Genomic DNA, 17,665 nt, shown 5'->3' on the forward strand with positions numbered 1-17,665 from the left:
CTTGGTTGCTGGGTGAGAAGCGGGTCAATGGGTGGCGGCGCGCCAGACGAAGCGGCCGTCGCCGGCCTCGTCGGTCCAAAGCGGGACCGCGCGCGCGACGATCGAAGTGACGGGGAGCGGGCCGAAATAGCGTCCGTCCAGGCTGTCCGGGACGGTGGGGTTCATGAGGAAGACCTCGCCCGGCTCAAGAGTGTGGCAACCGCTCCAGCGCGGCAGCGGACGGCCGAGACGGTCGCTATCGTGTGCGGCGCCGACATCGACAGCATCCACCGTGATGACGTCGTCGGACCGGCACACGGTCTGCCCGGGCAGCGCCATCACGTGCTTCAGCAGCGGCACACCGTTCGGGAGAAAGCCGCGATCAGCGAGGAAGCTCGCGATCGGCGCCGGTAGCCGCACCACGACCAGCTCCAGGGCGTGCAGCTCTCCAACCGGATGCAGCGCGTAAAACCCTGTCGGCGTGCTCGCGGTGGCGTTCCAGATCAGCCGCGGCGCGGGATGAAAGAACGCCAGGCCGCCGACGGCCAGCATCGCAATGTACGTCACCATGACGTAGCCGAAGGGGGTCATGGCGCGACGCTCCGGCGCTTGAGCCAGGCCGTATGCTGCTCGCGCGTGTAGGCGCGCGGCTCGTGGCCCGCGGTGAGGCGGTTGTGGAGATGTCGCCAGTATTCCGGCGCGACGTCGGCCGGATCGATGTTGAGCGCCTCGATGGCGTCGACCGCCTGTAGCACACGCTCGACTTTCGGCCAGCTGTCGACACGTAGCAGGATCTCGCCGCCGGGCCGCACGAAGGGCAGCGTCTGATATGGCTTGCCGACCTCCATGGCGCGCACGATATCCATACGCGAGATGACAGTGCCGTAGTCGTTCGACGCCCAGCGCACGAAACCGAAGATGCTGCCGGGTGCAAAACTTGATATGCTGCGGCGGCGGTCGAGGATCCTCTCTTCAGTGCGCCGGCCGAAGCGCAGCCAATGCTCGATCCTCTTCTCGATCCAGGTTAGTTCGACTTGAGTGAGCGCAACGCCGCGCCGATGCGAGGGAGGCACAGCACGCGGCGGCAAGGCCTCATTGTCGTTCATGACGGCTCTCCGGCATCAGTGGGGAATTCGCGCGCCAGCAATTCGCGCAGCATGTCGGCGACGGTCATGCGACGCTTGAACGCGACGATCTTGATGCGGCCGCGCAGCGTCGGCGTGACATCGATTGTCAGCCTCGCGGTGAAGGCCGCGGCATCATCCATGCGACGCTGCGGCGTATCGCTGGCCTTGATCCAGCGCTCCACGTCGCCAGGTTGCGACGCAAAACCGCGCTTGGTGGAGCGCTCTCTCATGGTGCGATCCTCGCGACTTCAGCGGCGAACGCGGCGATCTCGCTGGCGGCAGCGCTCCCTTCGGCAAGCTCGAAGACGAGTCGGCCGGACTGCGCGGCATCCGCGAAGACGACGCGTTGGCCAATGGTGCTGACGAGCACCGGCGGATCATGATCGGCAAGCGCCTCGGTTGTTTCGCGGGCAATGACCGTGCGCGCGTCGCAGCGGTTGAGCACAAAGCGCGCGGCAAGCTGTGGGCGATAGATGCGGGCCTCGCGCAGCAGAGACAACATCTCTGCTGAGGCCCAGCCGTCGAGCGGCGACGGCTGCACGGGGATCACCACCAGGTCAGCCGCCAGCAGCGCCGAACGCGTCAAACCGGCAACGCGCGGCGGGCCGTCAATGACGACGTGATCGGCGGTGCGTGCGATCTCCGGCGCCTCGCGGTGGAGCGTATCGCGCGTGAGGCCAACGACGCCGAATAACCGCGCGACGTTTTCCCGCGCCCGCTGCTTCGACCAGTCCAATGCCGAGCTCTGCGGATCGGCATCGATCAGGGTCACCCGCTTGCCGCGCAGCGCCCATTTACCGGCGAGGTGAAGAGCGAGCGTCGTCCTGCCGACACCGCCTTTCTGGTTAAGGAGCGCGACGATCATCTCCTGCCTCCCGCCTTGTCGTCGAGAAGGGGCAGAGATGGTTGACTTGGGAGCTTGCTCGACGGCGGGTCAGCGAACGACGACGCGTCGGCGTTATCCGCAAGACGCACGGGCCCACTACAACAGTTAGAGTCTAGGTTAGACTCTAAGTTAGACTCTGAATAAGAGTCATGCGTGCGAAGTCCCGACAGGCCTGCGTGCGGAATACCGATACCGTTTGCGTGCGGAGTCCCGAGTGCTTCCACAGCACTGTCCACAGGGGATGTGGATAATTTTGATGGCACTATGCGGAGCAGTTCGCGGTGCGCCTCGCGTTCGATGTGCAACTGGTAGCCGGGAAGCGGCTGGCGTACCGCGATGCGCCGGATCTGCAGGGCGAAATCAGAGACACGCACCAGGCTGCCGGATTTCGCGTGGAGGTGTGCGATCTCGAAGATCCAGCCTTTCGGCTGTCGGCCGGCATGCTTGCGAGCGACGCGGTAAAGCCAACGCTCGATCCCGCCAGTCAGGCTGAAGTAAGCGGGATCGATCGTGAGAACGAGTGAGCGATCTACGACGCCGCGATAGAACCAGTCAGGAAGAACAAATTCCATCCCTTGCACGCGGCCATCGCGCCGCGCACATTCTTCCCATTCGTTGATCCAGGAGAATTGGTGACGCCGCCAATGCTCGTCCTGCCGAATGCTGGTGCGGATAACGGTCGCCTGCAGGCGGGCCAGCGCGCCCTTCAGGAGCTTGTAGTCGCGGGCCCCGGTCTGCCGGCCTACTGCGGTCATTAGCTGGTAGGGCGTGAAGCGCAGGAAACGCGAGGTCTTCAGACCAAGGTTCTCGGCCTCGACAATCTGGCTTGCCGCCCAAATCAGCACGTCGGCATCCCAAATGGTCGCCATACCGTGCTCTGGGACTGCATAGACCTCGACGCGCACGTCGCCGGCCTGGTAGACGATCGGCGCCGTCCGCTTGGCCTTGGCAAGCGAGAAGAATGGCCGCTCCATCAGGTCTCGCTGGTCGCGCGGGCTGGCGTCGCCGGTGGCGACAACGAACGGGTCGAGCTTGCTTCGCTCGCTGGGAGTAATGAGGCGACGCGACGACATGGCGAGCCTTGCCTTAGCGATGCGCGTGGCTAGCGGCGCGGGCCTCCACGTAGCGCGGATCCGACGTTGAGCTGCAGGCGGCCCGATCGGCCCAGGCTTCGAGATCGCCGACGGCGTAGACAACGCGACCGCCGAGCTTGCGAAAGGTCGGGCCATTGCCATGGCAACGATATTTCTCCAGCGTGCGTGGCGAGATTCCGAGAAGGCGCGCGGCCTCGGGGGTGCGCACGTAGCGCGTGGAAAGCTGCGCGGGCCTGTCGAGCATGGGAGATCTCCGTCTTGCCTGAAAGCGCCGCAGCCAAGGCGCGGCGTGTCGGGGCCAAAATGGCGGAGAGTTCGGGCGTTGGGGGTGGACGAAAGTTTTGAACATGCGTGTCCCCCGTTCGCGACCAGCCGAACCCGGGCGCTACCAGCGGGGCGCAGGCTAACGTCGTCACGGCGGATAGCTTGGAGGGATCGAAGGGCCGGTCAGAGGCCGCGCAGGAGTTTCAGATAGCCCCGTTCGACCAGGGCGATCGAATCATGAATGAGCCGGTTGGCCTTGCGACGGGCATGCGAGTCCTTCCATTCGACCGAACGACGCTGGGCGTGGTCGGAGGCGAGCACCTTCGCTGCCACGTCTCGCGGACCGCCGCCCAGGTCGTGAACGTCGAAGGCGTGAAGGAGCTGAATCAATCGCCGTCTCTGAAAGGACGTCAGTTGCAGGGCCGCTGGTAGAAGGCCGATACTCTGGCCGCCAAGCCGGCGGACGAAGTGTAACGCGACGTCGAGCCGCAGCTCCGCCATGCTGTCGATAGGCAGAAGCACGGCGGGACGTCGTACGCCCTGCTCGTCACGCATCCGGACGTGAAGCTCACCCGATCCGTCCGCAATCACCAGTTCGCGACCGTCGGGATCCGTCCACTCGAGGAGCGATTGCCCAAAAGCATTGCGGTCGATGGAACGAAGAGCATCGAAGCCCGGCGGCGCGGGCTCCAGGAGCAAAGTTCCAGGTGATGCTTCGGGCAGCCAGATGGTTGGTTCTTGACCAACAGGAGCGGCGGGGTCATGGGCGAAACCGCAACCTCCATCGCCGTGCGAAAGTCGCACGAAGGGTCTCGGCATCACCGCCGTCACGCGCAATCTGGCGCTGCGTGTGGGCGAAGTCGCGGCGGTAGTCAGCATTGCGGCGGAGGAATTCGAGGGCGAAGCCGGGGCGCTCAAGGCGATTCAGGCGTTCGATGGTCTCCGGCGAGCGCCAGTACTGGGTGGGCATGGGTGTTTCCTCTCGTTTCTTGTTTGTCGCCCCGAACGAGGGACGCGCCAAGATCCGGAAAGACCCTCCAGCAAACTAGACCCAAAGGTTGCATCGCGCATGATCGCAATTTGCGTAATACAGAGCACGAGGGCCTGCTCACTGCATTCGCGGTTCCAACAGATACCGATAACCTGCCTCCGTCATCCATCTGGCGCGAGCGAGGTGGCTGTCATGGACAGTTCTTGCACGATCGGGTTCTCGAGCAGGGTCGAGACTGAAGATCACCTGGACGACCTCACGCCAGTCGGCACCCTCTTCTTCAGCAATTAACAACCGAAGATAAATTGCAAGATGTTGCTCGTCATAGGCGTTGACGCGGTCGGTCAACGGCGGCTGATCCTGGAATGCAATCCCGTCCATTGCGATCATCCCCTCTCCGGCCGAAGCAACGTTGCACACAGTTCCATGTACTGCGAAACTTTCGCACAAGGCGAAATAATCAGGAGACGTTTTGTCGCGGCGCGATGCATGGGGCGCATCACGGCGCTCCCCGAAGGCGGTAAACCAGGCTCAACCCCAGAAGAAATGAATAACATGGCGTCGCACGAATCGGAACGATCGTTCCTGGAACGATCGTGCCGGTGTGAGTTCCCATGTCGCCATGGATCTCAAGGAGATCATGGCGATCAATTTGCGTCGGATACGCCATGTGAAGAAGATGACGCAGGAAGAGTTGGCCGATAGCGCCGGACTGAGTGTCCGTTACATCGGAGCGATTGAACGCGCCGATGTATCGGCCAGCGTGACCGTACTCGGCCGAATCGCGGAGGCGCTAGGCATCGAAGCAACCGATCTGATTAAACGAACGGCGGTTCATCCTCACCGGCCTCGATGACAGAGTGTATTTGTGCTGCATCGTCGCACTGAAACGTTGAGAACCAACTCCGCGTTGCGTCACGCACAAGTGGATGGGCGGCTCCGGGCAAATCTGCTCTGCTTGCAAAGGCACCTGCTAGCCAAAGGAACTAGAGGGCATTGGACGGATGGAGAGCCACCATGACCTTATACGAGCACTTTCCAGCCGACATCCGCGACGTCGTGGACGTCTACGTCGTGGACCTCAGGCCCCAACCTTGGCGAATTCGCTTCCTCTTGCTGATTGATCTCCTTCAAGAGAAATTGGAGACCGGGGCCACCGTTGCGCAGTGGCGTCTGCTTCAACAATGGACCGGCATAGTGAGCGCAATCCTGGAACACTTGCCGCCTGACAGTTCGGTCGTCGAATGCCTGGGGCTGATGAGCATCAGCTTCAACGACCAATGGCGCGCTCAAGCGCTCGGCCAGATCGAGCGGGATCCCACGGTGCTGGATCGTTTGGTTGCAGTTTGTCCTGACTGGGAAGACATCGTCGAAACCGTTTTGGAAGCTTATCAAGAACGGCCGATCAAGGCGGGACAGGTCCGCGGTCGCTGATCAGGATTTGCTCCGCCGTCCACACCTGCTCCGTCGCCGCGGGCGGCAGCTCTGCGCGGCCAGCTCTTGAGCTGAGCGATGCCCCGCCCGGGCCAGCCGGGCGAGGCATCGTGCGTCGGGTCAGTCGCTGTTGCGACGGCTGGGGCGGGACCAGATCAGGCTGAAGCCCTCACCGTTCTCGTCGTCGAAGAGGTTGGCGAAGATCGGAGCGGTGAAGCTCGGATCGTCGAGCTTGAGACCCAGATAGTCGCGGCCCTCGTTGGAACGCTTGGACCAGGCGGCGCCGACCTCAACCCGGCCGATATAGACCCGGTGGCTGGGGGCGTTGTCGCCCGAGCGGCTGGTTTCGGGGACGATGCGGACGTTCCTGGCCTGGACTGAGAGAGTGACGATTTCGCCGGTGAACTCGTTGTCGCCGGTCTTCTTGAAGGTGCCGATGGTCGCCATGGTAGTTCTCCTTGATCTCTGTTTTCCGAGCCCGCACCGTGCGGCCTCGATGGTGATCGACAGGCCGGAGGCGATCGACGGCGCACCCCGCAGGGGCTCGACAGCAAAGGAGGAACTTTCTTGTCTTGCGCGAGGAATGACGGCGCAGCCGGCAGGGGAAGAAAGTTGTGACGCCGCTGTTGCGCCATAGGCGGTCGAGGCTTCAGCCGGCCTTCGGCCAGATCCATCCATCGAAGAGGCCGTTCGGTGCGCTCGATCCGAAACAGAGCTGACATCAAGGAGAACGGGGCGATAGCGAGTCCCGCCGAGAAGCCGGCCCAACGAATTCAGTGGTGATCGGCTCTCGGTCCTGACAGGCGCAAATTTCCGCTTCCGCGATCACCGCCTCGGCCACATGCTCCGCTCACGAGGGTCGTCGGCCGTGTCTGTGAGCCGCCGCCGTTTGGTCGATGCCCTCACAATGACCGCCACGAACCTGCCTCTCTGCGATGATCGGTCGAGCCTCGACGCTTAGGCCACCCTCGGTCCAGCTTCAAAGACGAAGACCGCGAGCACTCTGGGTGCCTGATCCAGTCCAGGCCCTTCCGGTGTGACGCTAGCAGCTCCCGGCAAGATCTGCCCTGTTGGCTCGGGTGCGGTCATGCCCGTGAAGCGGATGAACGCCGTGGTGCTGACGGCAATCGTGGGGACGGCAGCAGATATTGTGTACGAGGTCGGCGAAGGCATCGCCATCTGGACGATTCGTACATGACGCCGTACCGGCTTCGGTGGCGGGCCCGACGTACCTCACGAATTCCCTTTGTGACACGGATATCTTATACCGGAGAAGGGTGAACGCGCGGATGGAACAGTGTGTGATCGCGATTGATTGGCGCGACATTCAAAAGCGACGGCCGCGAAGTCATATTTTCTTCAAGAACCAAATGCAATCTGTCGGCTGATCGTCGCGGCCGGATGTACGCCGTGGCATCACGGGGCCCCGGCTTTCAAGCCGGGGTTTTTCGTTTTCAGGGAGTTCGAAAGTCCGCCACTGCAAGACATTTTGGGTTGGCCGTTGAGATCGAACTCGCCGATGCCAAGCGCGCGCTACAAAAGAGCCTCGCTAATTATGACGAGCTCGCTCCGGCCATCACCAAGAAGAATGCAGCCAATCGCGGTCTTGACGTGGCTGCGATGCGCGCTCCTCTATGCTGAGAGCGCCGAGGCTGCGCGCAGCCGATTGCAACCGACATCCCCCGAGGAACGCCACACCATGACCACTGCCGCTGAAATCGCCGACGAGATCGCCAAGGCGTACAATCTGCCAAAGGCGCAAGCCAAGGCCATCGTGGACGGTGTCTTTAAGTCTATCGCCGATGCAGCAGCGGGCGACGGTGAAACCAATGTGCCGGGCTTCGGCACCGACGTCATAGGCTGGTGGCACAGGCCCTGCAATCCAAGCTGTACTGGGAATTTCAGTGTCCCGGTTCGGGAAGAAAACGCCGCCGGGCGTGTATTTTTGAGACCGGCGGCGTATTTTCTTGGATCAGCCCTTTCCGATCAGATCCATGCGGTTGCTCGCCCAGTCGGGCAATTCCGGAAGCGGCTTATCGAGCAAGCCGGCGACCAGAACGCCGAGGGCCACACCTTCAACGCAGCCTTCGGTGAACTCAACGTTGGTGCCGTCCCATTCGAAGTGGAGCACCGCCGAGGCTACCGCCCGCATTCCTTCGATAGTCGTGGGAGGCATCGTGATCAGGCGCGCGAAGATCGCTCGCAGTGGTCCATGGCATCCTCAAACGCGTCTTCCGCCTCGGCGTTGTCAGCACCGATCTCGTAAAGCCGGAGAGTCTCCTCGCTGGCCGCATCGCGGAGCCGCGATATTTCGACAAACTGGCGCCCTAGCCCAATCAGTTCGGCATCGGGATTAGCCAACGCGGGAGTTGTGGCCGAAGCGGGAGCCGCTGCAGCAGCACCGGCGATGATCTGCAGGCCATGCCTTCGGGTGACGTATTTCATGCCATACCCCCGCCAATCCAACCGCCAACCTGCTCGAGCAAGCCATCCTGGTCCCCTATGCCGTTGTCGTCGTCCTGCTCGCGGTCGTCGGACCCGGACCACGCCCAGCCCTCCTGGCTCCCATCGTGGTCTCGGTATTGACGGCCGCCCATGAGGTCGAGGCCCGGGTATGGCAAGGTGACGTGGGTCTCGGTAGCCGCCAAGCTCGGCTCGCGATCGGCGTGGTCGAGTTCGGCATCGACTTCAACCGTCTCCTCATCGAGGCGGAATTGTCGGTTAGCCGTTCCTGGTTCGTCATCCTGTCGAAGCTACCCAGATCGGGCTCGCGATCGTCGCCTCCGCCACCTCGGCCCATGCCGGGGAATGCTTCTTGGCAGCCGAAGCTAGGCTCATCTTCGCCGTCGTCCTCGAGCTCGCGGCTGACGTAGTCGTCGGTCTTGTCGAGAAACCGGACAAGCTTGTCGATTTCGTCCCGTGCTTCTTTGCGGAGGCGCCCTATGGTCACGAACAGATCTTCAGGGGAAACGTCGGACTTGAAGTAGAGCGCGCCAGCGGACGCCGCAGCGCCAGGCACCGCTGTGCTATTGTAGAATCAACCTGAGCCATGACTTACCTCATAGTTTGGGCCAGGCCTGTCGACGTGCTTCGAACCGCGTCGGCGGGCCGCTTGGTTTTCAAGCTTGAAAAGTGTATTGTGAAATCATGGAAAAGACAATACAGAAATCAAAGGGCGGAAGGCGTCCGGGCGCTGGACGTCCCGCAACCGGCACTGATCCCGTGAGGACGATCCGTCTTTCGGACGACGTGATGAAGAGAATTGAGGCTTGGGCCGCACATCAGGTTGATGTACCGGGCCGCTCAGAGGCCATCCGCCGGCTGGTCGAGCTCGGATTGACCGTGCCGACCAAGCCACTGCTCGGTGAGCGCGAAGACCAGCAAGGCCGCGAAGACCCAAAGCAGCGCGCCCGCGAACTGGCGAGTAAAGCAATCGACAAAGTGACCGACCCTACGGCCAGCCCAGACGATCAAGCGAGCCGCAAGCGCAAGCTCATCAAAGGGCCTGAGGAATTTCAGAAGGTGCGTCGCGACCGAAACCGAAAATGAAGTGGGCGGATATGATCCGGACCGCGATGGGATGGCTGGAATTACCGCACTGGCTCATCATCGCAGGAGCCGTGCTGGTAGTGTCCGGCCTGATTGGCCTCGTGATCGGCCGCAGCCATCCGGCTAAAGTCCAAGACGAACCAGCCACTGAGCCAAGTCCCGAGCCGCGTCCCCAAGTGTCACCGCTCCCGGATCTTCTTGGCTCCCGGCCACGAGAGAGCAGGCGCAAAATGCCAGCTGAGCCGCCGGCGGATTGAGATCGGGCAGTCGATCCGCCAACAAAAACAATTCTGCCCAATAACGATGTTCACCAAGAACTAATCCAAATAGTAGCGTGGTTGGTCCCTCAGTACGCGTTCAGGGAAATTTGCCCATGACTCCATTGCTGGCCAAGCTGGAACGATTTGAGAGTCTCGCCACGGAGTGCGACTTGATCGCTAGCCGGGAGGCGGACGGAAGCAAGCGAGCACTATACCTGCGCCTCGGAGCGCACTATCGCCAACTAGCCTGCGACATGCGCGATGTCATTGCGACCGTCGACGCCGCCGCGTGACGGCCCTTAATTCCGCGCCTTGACCAATCTCTGGGTGAGCAAGCCGTCATCACCGCGATTGCTAGCGGCTTCTCTCCGCACGCGATCGGCGCGATTATCGGCGCATGCCTTGGCGCCGCAAACCCGCTCACTTCCTCCGCTATTGGTCCGGTCCCGTCGATCGCAACGCTGGCTTCAAAACCGTATTGGTGTTTTGCGTCGCCTGCGACCACCACAATGGCAGGCTGAAGCTTGCCGACCTACCCGAGCGGGATTGGTACGACATCTCGGCTCAACTCAAGTGCACCGCGTGCGGCAAGGTCGGCTGGGTCGACACGCGGCTCGACTGGGGCGAGGTGATCAACTTCGCCAAGGGCGTCTCTGGCTGACCGATGCCGCCGGGGACAACTTCGACTGTCCGCGCAGAAAGGCTGTCGATCGCCTCGTGGATTTCCTGTCACCGCCCAGCAACACGCGTGATGTTCCGTCTACTGGAACAGCAGTTTAGACTCCACTCCTCAAAATCCGTGAGGCAGCTTCGATCTCAACCGGGGCTGGAAGTATTATCATTGCACTGACAGGCAATTTTCCCGGACAGGCCGCAGTGCACCTGCGCACTGCGGCCTTTTTCATTAGGGGTAAAAATTCTTGCGCCAAATACCAGTGCTTTTGATCATCGATGCAATAGCAGTCGCTGCTGTCGTGATCGGGGTAGTTTGGGTTCTCGTCGACCATCTAGGCCGCCGATCTAAGAAGCCACTCCGACGTTGAGCGATTCTTTGAACTGGTGAGTAAGCGCGATTTTCCCCGCACGTTGACGCCGGCGGTTTGATGGATTGCCCTAGTATCGGGCGATACCGGGCCGTTCAGGCAGTGGCGGCTTTGTGGAAGTTGAAGGGCAGCAGGTCGGCAATATCGGCGTCGCCGGCGCGCCGAGGCAATTCGGTGAGGACGTGGCGCAACCACGCTAACGGCTCGACACGTGAGGCGCGGCAGGTCAGCATCAGGCTGTAGACGACGGCACTGGCCTTGGCTCCGTCCACGGTATCGCTGAACAACCAACTCTTCCTGCCAGTTGCAAAAACCCTGATGTCGCGCTCCAGAAGATTGTTGTCGATCGGCATGCTGCCGTCCCCGGTGTAGCGCGTCAGATATTCCCATTGGTTTCGGGTGTAGGATACGGCGTCGCCGAGTTTGCTGTCAGGCAAGACCTTCGGGGCCATGTCATCGAGCCATACCTTGAGAGCATTGAGGATGGGGACACTATGTTGCTGGCGGAAGCGGCGAATGCAGTCGGCCTGTGTTTCACCCTTCTCCGGTATTCCGTCCCGCGCCTGCCTTTCAACCCGGTAGAGCTGGTCGAAGAACCGCAGCGCCTGCTCGGGCGGACCGCCGCCCTTCTTCCTCGCCCTGAGGGCATCGACAAAGCGCCGCCGGGAGTGGGCCATGCAGCCGATGTGGGTGGCCCGTTCCAGCGTGCGCCATGCGGTATAGCCGTCACTCATCACGATGCCGCGGTAATCGCCGAGGAAGGCCTGCGGGTGGATTTGGCCGCGGCCCGGCTGATAATCCAGAAGAACGATGGGCTCGTGACTGCCCTTGCCGCTGCGATAAGCCCACATATACGATGTGCTGGTGGCCTTTTTGTCCTTCTCCTTGAGGACCTGAACCGTCGTCTCGTCGCCATGGATGAGAGGCTGCGATCTGAGCCGCAGCTTCAGGGCGTCATAGATGCGGGAGAGATGTTTCTCGCTCGAGCCGATCACCCAGCGACCCAAAGCGCCGCGGCTGACCGGAACGCCGGCGCGTTCGAAGGCCTGCGCCAGGCGGTAGAGCGGCGTGCCATCGACATATTTATGAACAAGCGCGAACGCCAGCGTTGAGGCCGTGGCAACGCTGCCCGGCAGCGGCTGCGTCGGCATCGGCGCGGTCACGACAGGGGCGTTGATCCCGGTGCGATCGCAATGGCGGCACCCATATTTGAAGCGTACGTTCTGTAAAACCTTCGCCTTCACCTCGATATGAAGTTGCTCGGTGACAGCCTCGCCCATGCGATGCATCTGGCCACGGCAGCAAGGACACGCCTTCTGATCGTCGGGCAGGTCATACTCGACGCGCTCACGCGGCAGGTTCGCCGGCAGCGGCCTGCGGCCGCGCTTCTTTCCCGTTGTGTTTTCGACGGGTGGCAAGCCCGTGTCCGGAAGTTCGGCGATATTGTTCGTTTCACTGCCGGCGTCATCCTCATCGGCGGCCTGCTCGGCTTCATTGAAGAGACGATCGACGTGCTTTTCGCTGCGTGGCGCAAAACGATGCAGGCGTGCCAGCGCCAGTTCTTCCTCGAGTTTGACGACGCGGTCGGCGAGCTGAAGGTTCTCCGCCTGCAGCGCGGCAATGCGCGCCAACAGCACTTCAACACTCGGATCGCCGGTTCGATTCATCGGATTCTTGAATCTGAACCGTGCCGACGCGTCAACCGCTCAACTCGAGAGCTCAGCCGGCAACCTGATATTGCCGCACCGGATGGCGGACCATCGCGTCGATATCGATGCCGTCAAGGATCCAGTGCAATTGCTCGGTCGTAAGCCGGACGACCGCCTCCTGGCGGCGCGGCCATCGGAACTTGTCTTCGGTCAGCCGCTTCAGGACCAGCACAAAGCCGGACCGGTCGAAGAACAGCAACTTCATCCGGTCGCAACGGCGATTGCAGAACGCAAAAACCGCCGGAGTGAATGGATCGAGCGCCATCGTCTCCTGGACCAGGACCGCAAGGCTGTTGATGCCAGCCCGGAAGTCGATCGGCTCACGGTGCAGATAGACCTGCAGGTCACCGCCCAGTCTGAACATGGCCCAGTGCTCCGATGATCGCCGTCAATGCATCCACATCGCCGCATTCCAGCGCGAGCTTCACGCCGTTCGGCAGCGACACGCTCACTTTGGCCGGAGAACAAAAAGCTGGAGTCCCTTTGGGTTCCGAACCACGCACCTCATCGCAAGTCGCCGGCAAATCCACCGTCGCCACGCTGTCTTGCCGCGACTGGGCTCGATCGGCGGACCCCTCAAGCTGAACCGGGATGAACGCCGGGCGTGAGGACGGCGGCAGCGACCTGGTCGCGGTGTGCTTCTTGATCCACTTCCGAAGGAGGTTCGCGTTGACCCCATGTTCGAGTGCAAGCCTCGATACCGAAACCCCAGGCTCAAGGCAGGCCGTGACAAGACGCTCTTTCGATGCCGCCTCGTAGCGCCGGCGACCGTTCCGGCCAACAAGCCTGACCCGCAGTTTCTGATCATCCGCTGCCATCACAAGGTGTCCACCTATTTTGGTGGACACCTCATGCATCAGAGCATTCAAAAGCAAAAGGTGCCGAGAAATTCGCGCTTACACTGGTGATGCCTATACTTGACGCTGCTAGACAGGGCTCACTCCAAAAAGAAGCGGCCCCAGCGAGGGGATACAAGCTAGGGCCGAGTTAGACTTTGAATGTCGACGCGCGTGACAGCGCCTCAGCGGCACGAATGGACCGCATCTGCATGATACCGGGCATAGTTGCTGCGACAACCCAGATGACGCGCATGGCCCTATTCCATCTTCTCGGTGACGGCCCCGTGAATAAAAAGGCGCCAGTCTCAGATCATGGCTCCGTACCAAATCACGAGCGCGAAGATCACGAGCAAGACAATGGTGATGATCTGTTCACCGATGGGTATCGGTTGTTTGTCCATGACCCGCGTTGAATCGAAACGGCCCCGGCAGGGCTTGGGGAGCGCACCGGGGCCGCTTCGTGGGGCGCCCCTTTCCGGAGAAGCGCCCATTCACGATATCGGGAAAAAGTGGCAATCGGTACCGCGCTAGCGGATTACTCCAAAAGGTGTCCTAGCTCACCGCAGGCCGCCCCAATGAAAAAGGCCGCCAACCTGAGGCGGGCCTTACTCTGCTGCTTTAAGGTTTGCGGCTCGCTCGACTTCATCAGCCAGACAGGTGAAGTGCTTGTACAGCTTGTCGTACAGTTCGCGCTTGGCTCCATGCGTCGCAAGATCGCGGATCAGGGCAGCCTCAGCCGCGTCCCGGCGAAGTTTTTCAAGTGAAGCGAGATAGTCTTTCACAGCGCCAACTCCAGTCCGTCTAGTTCGGCGGTTGAAGCTCTGAGCACCGCAAGCGAACCTGTATCGGCCTGTCGGGCCTTCTTCAGGGTAGCTTGCGATCAGTGCCAGGTTGGAGAACGGTGGCCTTGTAGCGGGAGGCATCGCGCCTCCCCAGCTAGTGAGCAACGAGCCTATTGGCCGATCTTTTTAGGCTCCGAGTTTTCGATATGGCCGCAGTTAAAGCACTCAAACAGGCACCATTCGCGTCCATCGCCATCGGCGTTGTGCTTCATGGTCGCCATTCCCTTCCCGCAAGCCGGACAGGGCGGCCACTTTGGCGCCCCTCTGATCTTGAAGGCTCCTCTATGCATCCGTGGCGATCCGCTTCCTGATGATCGTCAGCCGCGCACTTAGCGCAGCCTCAGTGCGGCCGATCTTCTGCGCGATCTCGCGCTGCGTCAGTCGCCCCTCTCGGATCAACTGCAATAACCGCTGCTCTTCCTCAGCTGACCAGGCTGGCATTGCGCCCTCCGGAATTGTTCCGTACTGAAATGCCGGCGATAATTGCAGATTCGGATTTGGACGTCTGTCCGAGATTTTCCGGTTTGTCCTAATTTGTTCCCTCGAGTCTTAAAGAGTGAACAGCTAGCTGCGCTTCAGGCGAGCGATCCGCTTGTAGTCGATCCACAACTCAATGATGTCATGCGAGTCCAGATAGCGTTCAGCTTGGCGCTTCGCCTCTTCATCATCGCTGCAAAAGAATTCGTAGGTTGCACGCGCGACGCCTGCTGGATCAACGCCGAATGCTACATAGGGCTTGAGTCCTTCAATCATTTTTTGTCCCCACAACCAATTGCCAAAATCAGTTATGATTTCAATGAGGCCCACGAGAGACCCCTGGCGCTGGACAGTGGTCTCTCCCGGCTCCGGATTGAAGATTTCTTGGAGGCAAAATCCTTCCCGGGCCGCGTCTTATCAAGCGCTGGCTCGGCGACGTTGTGGAGTCGAAAAGCTGGTTGCACTCAGGGAACAATTGTGATGTTGCGAGTGCGACACACAAAACGTCGGCTCGCCGATGAAATACGAATGTACTGCAAGCCCCTGTTGCGGTCTCCGTAGTTGCACGGAGACCCCCGAAACCTCGTTCCGTTTCGGCCAAATTCACGCCCAATTGATAGGCGTGAGAGCCTTGGCGACGACGTTGCCGGACGACACCGCCAAGGCTCTGAGTGAGACGGGATGGTTCTCGCCAGGCCGTGACAGATCGGGCAATTGCGATTGATTATACGACGAGCTGGGGCCTGCGGCGAAAACTGTCGATAGCGCGGTTTGACAGCACAAGAGCGCGGCTCTCACCCCGCAGCATCTGAGACTTGATACTCAGAAGGAGAGTAACCGGAATGAGCTCCCACGTTTGCGGTGATCAGCGGGCGTAGCGGATCGGCATCCAGTATTGGCGCAAGGCCTCGACAGCCGCTGGAATATCGGCGTAGGCGCGCCGGGTCTCGCGGCCGTTTCGAGGCGGTCCGAGCAGCGGACGACCCTGATCGTCGCGACAGTGCAGCAGGATCGGCAGAAGCAGGCCGTGTTTGACGTTGCTGGCGTCCAGCATTGGCGCCCACGCCAACAGCCTGAGCCGCATCGCGGCGTAGAATCCCTGACACCAGGGTCGCGGATCGACGCCACCATTGGCTTTGCGCCGGTGCATCGGCTCGAACTGGCGAGGCGTAGTCGAAAGGATCTGGCTGATCTCGTTATAGCGCAGCGCGACGGCGGAGATCGCGGCGAACTCCGGGGTGCCGCCGTGGTTGAAAGCATCGGCATCGATGGCGAGCAGCGGGCAGATCCAGTCGAGTGGGTTTATCGACACCGGTCCGGCCACGATCGCGGCAACGTAGCCGTCGAGCATGGGGAGACTGGTGGCGGCAGGATGCTGATCGACGCGAGCCTGGAGCCATTGCTCGAGCTCCGCAAGCGGCATCGCGGCGGCAGCCATCGACGATGAAGCTTTAGGGCGACGTGGGCTCATGCTGCAGCCTGTGCGATGTGCTGGCGCGCCGCCTTCCAGTTCCAGGCCAGCAGCTCGTGGAGCTGATGGCTCTTGGTTCGCCCGGACACGATGCGTTCCAGCACGTCAGTTAGATAGGCCTGCGGATCGAGCTCATGGAGTTTTGCCGTGTTCACGATCGACGCCAGGATCGCCCAGCTCTCGGCACCGCCTTCGCTGCCGCTGAACAATGAGTTGCGCCTTCCCATGGCAATCGGGCGCATGGAACGCTCGACCGTATTGCTGTCGACCTCGACGCGGCCGTCGCGAAGAAACAGCGTCAACCCATCCCAGTGATTGAGTGCATAGTTGATCGCCTCCGCCAACTTCGACTGCGAGAAGAGCTGGTCGACCATCTCGGTCAGTCGCGCCTTGAGCGCCGCCATCAGCGGTGCGCTCCTGGTGCGCCGGACGGCAAGCCGCTGCTCGGCACTAATGCCGCGGATCTCCGCCTCGATAGCATAGACCGCCTGCAGGCGTTCGATCACCTCACGCGCGAATGGCGACTGGGTCGTCTTGTAGACCTCGACGAATTTGCGGCGGGCATGGGCGAGACAAAAAGCAAGCTGGATCGCGCCGCCATGACCGCGGGCAAGCGCCTTGTAGGCAGCATAACCATCCACCTGTAGAATGCCGGAGAAGCCCTTCAGTTGTTCGGCGATCTCCTCCGTGCCGCGGCCGTCAGCGAACACGTAGGCAACCGCCGGCGGCGCGGGGCCGCCCCATGGCCGGTCATCCATGGCATGTGCCCAGAACTGGCAGATGCGGGTGCGATGTCGTCCGGGATCGAGCACCGGCATTGGCGTCTCATCGCAGAACACGCGCGGCGAGGCCTGGATCGTGCGCAGCTGGAGCTCATAGAGGCTCTTGAGCCACCAGGCTGCACGCTTCACCCAGCCGGCCAGCGTCGCCCGGTCGAGATGGATGCCCTGACCAGCCAGGATTTGCACCTGTCGGTACAGCGGCAGATACCAGGCGAACTTCGAGACCACCACGTGGCTCACGAGTGCGGTCGAGGCCATGCCGCTCTCGATCAGGCGCGGCAACGCCTTCTCCTGGACCACACCATCGGTGCAGCTGCGGCAGCCATATTTGGGACGGATCGTGCGTAGCACCCGCAGGATCGCCGGGATGATGTCCAGCACCTCGCTGACGTCCTCGCCGATCTTGTGGAGCTGACCCTGGCAGCACGGGCAGGCCGTCGCCTCCGGCTCCAGCACCTGCTCGCAGCGCGGCAGGTGCTTTGGGAGTGCGCCGATGTTGCGGCGCACCTTCTTGCGCAGCTTGCCGGGCGGCTTCGCCGCAGGCGCATCGTCGTTGGCCTGCACAGGCAACGTGGCGTCGGTCTCGAGATCGCCCAGCTTAAGAGCGAGTTGCTCGTCCACGAGCACCGCAAGTCGCTCCGAGCGCTTCCCAAAGATCATCTCCTTGAGCGTCCGCATCGCCACACGCAGCTTCTCGTTCTCGGCGTCAAGCGCCAGCACCATCTCGGTCAGAGCTGACGGATCGGTCGGGAGAGCCTCGGGGCGAATCGCCATGAGCAGACGATACATCCGCGCGCCACAGGCTCCAGCGAAATCCTCTCAGCCGACAACGGCCGGCTGCTTCACAGGCTTGGGTGAGACACGCGTCCACTCAAGCCCGTCGAGCGAGGGCACATCGAAATATCCCCTCTGGGGAGT

General features: G+C 61.7%; 25 protein-coding genes. 7 read left to right on the top strand and 18 right to left on the bottom strand.

Annotated features, from left to right (window positions below):
* Nucleotides 1–24: 24 nt before the first annotated feature.
* The 9 genes from ACOIX3_RS29220 to ACOIX3_RS29260 all read right to left on the bottom strand — a co-directional run bounded on the left by ACOIX3_RS29220 (nt 25) and on the right by ACOIX3_RS29260 (nt 4,722).
* A complete protein-coding gene (locus ACOIX3_RS29220; protein WP_420965429.1) occupies nt 25–570 on the bottom strand; it encodes a S26 family signal peptidase in 546 nt (181 codons plus the stop codon).
* Entirely contained in the window at nt 567–1,085 is a 519-nt protein-coding gene (locus ACOIX3_RS29225; RefSeq protein WP_420965430.1) for a DUF2840 domain-containing protein, read from the bottom strand. The genes ACOIX3_RS29220 and ACOIX3_RS29225 overlap by 4 nt, the downstream gene beginning before the upstream one ends.
* Nucleotides 1,082–1,336, bottom strand: coding sequence for a hypothetical protein (locus ACOIX3_RS29230; protein WP_420965431.1), 255 nt, complete (start codon nt 1,334–1,336; stop codon nt 1,082–1,084). The genes ACOIX3_RS29225 and ACOIX3_RS29230 overlap by 4 nt, the downstream gene beginning before the upstream one ends.
* Entirely contained in the window at nt 1,333–1,971 is a 639-nt protein-coding gene (gene parA, locus ACOIX3_RS29235; protein WP_420965432.1) for a ParA family partition ATPase, read from the bottom strand. Before parA ends, ACOIX3_RS29230 begins: the two co-directional genes overlap by 4 nt.
* Nucleotides 1,968–3,065 carry a replication initiator protein A gene (locus ACOIX3_RS29240; RefSeq protein ID WP_420965433.1) on the bottom strand — a complete coding sequence of 366 codons (1,098 nt, stop codon included), beginning with the start codon at nt 3,063–3,065 and terminating at the stop codon, nt 1,968–1,970. Before ACOIX3_RS29240 ends, parA begins: the two co-directional genes overlap by 4 nt.
* A 13-nt stretch (nt 3,066–3,078) precedes the next feature.
* Nucleotides 3,079–3,330, bottom strand: a complete 252-nt coding sequence (locus ACOIX3_RS29245) for a helix-turn-helix transcriptional regulator (RefSeq protein WP_420965434.1) — start codon at nt 3,328–3,330, stop codon at nt 3,079–3,081.
* A 203-nt stretch (nt 3,331–3,533) separates the two neighbouring features.
* Complete coding sequence (locus tag ACOIX3_RS29250; RefSeq protein ID WP_420965435.1) at nt 3,534–4,154, bottom strand: DUF2285 domain-containing protein; 621 nt, start codon at nt 4,152–4,154, stop codon at nt 3,534–3,536.
* On the bottom strand, nt 4,111–4,320 hold the full coding sequence (locus ACOIX3_RS29255; protein ID WP_172645929.1) for a transcriptional regulator domain-containing protein: 210 nt from the start codon (nt 4,318–4,320) through the stop codon (nt 4,111–4,113). The genes ACOIX3_RS29250 and ACOIX3_RS29255 overlap by 44 nt, the downstream gene beginning before the upstream one ends.
* 138 nt (nt 4,321–4,458) lie before the next feature.
* Complete coding sequence (locus ACOIX3_RS29260) at nt 4,459–4,722, bottom strand: DNA -binding domain-containing protein (protein WP_172648957.1); 264 nt, start codon at nt 4,720–4,722, stop codon at nt 4,459–4,461.
* Nucleotides 4,723–4,963: 241 nt separating this feature from the next.
* Here ACOIX3_RS29260 and ACOIX3_RS29265 point away from each other — a divergent pair, with 241 nt between their 5' ends.
* A complete protein-coding gene (locus ACOIX3_RS29265) occupies nt 4,964–5,197 on the top strand; it encodes a helix-turn-helix domain-containing protein (protein ID WP_420965436.1) in 234 nt (77 codons plus the stop codon).
* 161 nt (nt 5,198–5,358) lie between these two features.
* A complete protein-coding gene (locus ACOIX3_RS29270) occupies nt 5,359–5,775 on the top strand; it encodes a hypothetical protein (RefSeq protein WP_420965437.1) in 417 nt (138 codons plus the stop codon).
* Between the two features lie 120 nt (nt 5,776–5,895).
* Here the strand turns inward: ACOIX3_RS29270 and ACOIX3_RS29275 are convergent, their stop codons facing one another.
* Nucleotides 5,896–6,222, bottom strand: a complete 327-nt coding sequence (locus ACOIX3_RS29275) for a DUF736 domain-containing protein (protein WP_420965438.1) — start codon at nt 6,220–6,222, stop codon at nt 5,896–5,898.
* An 864-nt stretch (nt 6,223–7,086) separates the two neighbouring features.
* Here ACOIX3_RS29275 and ACOIX3_RS29280 point away from each other — a divergent pair.
* From ACOIX3_RS29280 to ACOIX3_RS29300, 5 genes are all read left to right on the top strand, one after another.
* A complete protein-coding gene (locus tag ACOIX3_RS29280) occupies nt 7,087–7,416 on the top strand; it encodes a hypothetical protein (protein ID WP_420965439.1) in 330 nt (109 codons plus the stop codon).
* 58 nt (nt 7,417–7,474) lie between these two features.
* Nucleotides 7,475–8,041: an HU family DNA-binding protein gene (locus ACOIX3_RS29285; RefSeq protein ID WP_420965440.1), complete on the top strand. Its 567-nt coding sequence runs from the start codon at nt 7,475–7,477 to the stop codon at nt 8,039–8,041.
* A 549-nt stretch (nt 8,042–8,590) separates the two neighbouring features.
* Nucleotides 8,591–8,821, top strand: coding sequence for a hypothetical protein (locus ACOIX3_RS29290; RefSeq protein WP_420965441.1), 231 nt, complete (start codon nt 8,591–8,593; stop codon nt 8,819–8,821).
* Between the two features lie 206 nt (nt 8,822–9,027).
* Nucleotides 9,028–9,324, top strand: coding sequence for a hypothetical protein (locus ACOIX3_RS29295; protein WP_420965442.1), 297 nt, complete (start codon nt 9,028–9,030; stop codon nt 9,322–9,324).
* A 657-nt stretch (nt 9,325–9,981) separates the two neighbouring features.
* On the top strand, nt 9,982–10,245 hold the full coding sequence (locus ACOIX3_RS29300) for a hypothetical protein (protein WP_420965444.1): 264 nt from the start codon (nt 9,982–9,984) through the stop codon (nt 10,243–10,245).
* A 477-nt stretch (nt 10,246–10,722) separates the two neighbouring features.
* On the opposite strand, the gene tnpC (ACOIX3_RS29305) is transcribed toward ACOIX3_RS29300, so the two are convergent.
* From tnpC (ACOIX3_RS29305) to tnpC (ACOIX3_RS29340), 8 genes are all read right to left on the bottom strand, one after another.
* Complete coding sequence (tnpC, locus tag ACOIX3_RS29305) at nt 10,723–12,294, bottom strand: IS66 family transposase (protein WP_420965445.1); 1,572 nt, start codon at nt 12,292–12,294, stop codon at nt 10,723–10,725.
* A 52-nt stretch (nt 12,295–12,346) separates the two neighbouring features.
* On the bottom strand, nt 12,347–12,700 hold the full coding sequence (gene tnpB / locus ACOIX3_RS29310; protein WP_229179435.1) for an IS66 family insertion sequence element accessory protein TnpB: 354 nt from the start codon (nt 12,698–12,700) through the stop codon (nt 12,347–12,349).
* On the bottom strand, nt 12,681–13,154 hold the full coding sequence (tnpA, locus tag ACOIX3_RS29315) for an IS66-like element accessory protein TnpA (protein ID WP_253576817.1): 474 nt from the start codon (nt 13,152–13,154) through the stop codon (nt 12,681–12,683). The genes tnpB and tnpA overlap by 20 nt, the downstream gene beginning before the upstream one ends.
* Nucleotides 13,155–13,780: 626 nt before the next feature.
* Nucleotides 13,781–13,957: a hypothetical protein gene (locus ACOIX3_RS29320; RefSeq protein WP_420965446.1), complete on the bottom strand. Its 177-nt coding sequence runs from the start codon at nt 13,955–13,957 to the stop codon at nt 13,781–13,783.
* A gap of 342 nt (nt 13,958–14,299) precedes the next feature.
* Entirely contained in the window at nt 14,300–14,458 is a 159-nt protein-coding gene (locus tag ACOIX3_RS29325) for a winged helix-turn-helix transcriptional regulator (protein ID WP_420965448.1), read from the bottom strand.
* A gap of 123 nt (nt 14,459–14,581) precedes the next feature.
* Nucleotides 14,582–14,824, bottom strand: coding sequence for a hypothetical protein (locus ACOIX3_RS29330; protein ID WP_420965449.1), 243 nt, complete (start codon nt 14,822–14,824; stop codon nt 14,582–14,584).
* 535 nt (nt 14,825–15,359) lie between these two features.
* A complete protein-coding gene (locus ACOIX3_RS29335) occupies nt 15,360–15,932 on the bottom strand; it encodes a YecA family protein (protein ID WP_420965450.1) in 573 nt (190 codons plus the stop codon).
* A gap of 29 nt (nt 15,933–15,961) precedes the next feature.
* Nucleotides 15,962–17,521, bottom strand: coding sequence for an IS66 family transposase (tnpC, locus tag ACOIX3_RS29340; RefSeq protein ID WP_420971820.1), 1,560 nt, complete (start codon nt 17,519–17,521; stop codon nt 15,962–15,964).
* Between the last annotated feature and the right edge of the window lie 144 nt (nt 17,522–17,665).

It is taken from the genome of Bradyrhizobium sp. B120 (genome assembly GCF_049075665.1).
Lineage (GTDB): Bacteria > Pseudomonadota > Alphaproteobacteria > Rhizobiales > Xanthobacteraceae > Bradyrhizobium.